Consider the following 1,393-nt stretch of genomic DNA (forward strand, 5'->3'; position numbering starts at 1 on the left):
TGCTTTTTCCGGAAGCGGAAATCATCTTTGACATTGGCTGAGGACTCAACTACAAAAGGAAAGGACTTAGAGCCATACTGGAACGACTTATGCAGGGATGTCAGCTCACAATTGTTGTTGCCTGTAGAGACAGACTTACCAGATTCGGTTTTGAACTGTTTGAATACTTGGCAGAACTCAACGGTGGAAAAATCTTGGTTCTCGACCAACCTGAAAGCTGTCGAGGATCCGAACTCACAGCAGATCTTCTCTGAATCATTCACGTCTTCTCTTGCAGGGTTCACGGACTCCGAAAATACGGCAAAAAAATCAAAGAAGATTCGAGTCTTCCTAAGTGCTGAGCAAAGGCGGATGGTTCGTCAATGGTTTGGAGTGTCCCGTTATGTATTCAACAAGACCATCAAATTACTCCAGAGCGGAGAGATAAAAGCCAATTGGAAGGCTATTAAAACTGGAATCCTAAACGACCTTCCTGAGTGGTGCAAGGCAGTACCTTATCAGATAAAATCAATAGGGATAAAGGATGCTTGCACCGCCGTGAGGGAGGCCAAGAAAAAGTACAAAAAGACTTTTCAAATTAACAGGGTTAGATTCAGATCTAGAAAAAATCCTGTGCAGTCTTGTTATATTCCAAAGTCAGCTGTATCAGATCAAGGCATTTATCACACAAAATTGGGAAAAGTTTGCTTTGCTGAACCTCTCCCAGCTAGTATTTGTGATTGTCGTCTGGTCAGTACTAACGGTAAAATTTATTTGTCTGTGCCGCATACTACTGCTAAAAAAGAAACCGAAAACCAAGGTAGAGTAGTAGCTATAGACCCTGGGGTGAGGACTTTCGCCACTTTCTTTGGCGAGAATTCTATAGGAAAGATAGGCACGGGGGACTTTTCTCGCATTCAACGCCTCGGCCAGCACTTAGATAATCTAATCTCGAAAATTAGCAAAGCTAAGGGAAGGCAAAAGCGTCGAATGAAAAAAGCAGCAAGACGGATGGTGATCAAGATTCAGAACTTAGTGAATGAGTTGCATCATAAAACGGCAAAGTTTCTTACTGACAATTTCGATGTAATCCTCCTTCCTACATTTGAGACTTCCCAAATGTCCAAAAAGGCAAGCCGAAAAATCCGATCGAAAACTGCCCGAAATATGTTGACATTTGCTCATTACCGGTTTAAAGAATTCTTGAAGCACAAAGCCATCGAAAAAAACAAGGTTGTTGTCGATGTCTGTGAAGCCTACACCAGCAAGACGGTTAGCTGGACTGGGGGTGCGGCTCGTTCTTACTAGGAGCCTCTAGAAACTAGAGGGGTATGAGTAAGGGGAATCGTGAGGGTAACACCCTCAAAAGATTTCTAACTATCTATTGGATGGCGGTGAAAACCCGCCCCTTGAA

Annotated in this window: 1 protein-coding gene; it reads left to right on the plus strand. The window is 43.1% G+C overall.

Annotated elements, in window-relative coordinates; genetic code table 11:
• Positions 1-1,287: RNA-guided endonuclease InsQ/TnpB family protein (locus tag F6K20_RS38555; RefSeq protein ID WP_287298450.1), on the plus strand; the 1,287-nt coding region annotated here is incomplete at its 5' end.
• Positions 1,288-1,393: the final 106 nt, after the last annotated feature.

The organism is Moorena sp. SIO2C4, from assembly GCF_010672485.1.
Lineage (GTDB): Bacteria > Cyanobacteriota > Cyanobacteriia > Cyanobacteriales > Coleofasciculaceae > Moorena > Moorena producens.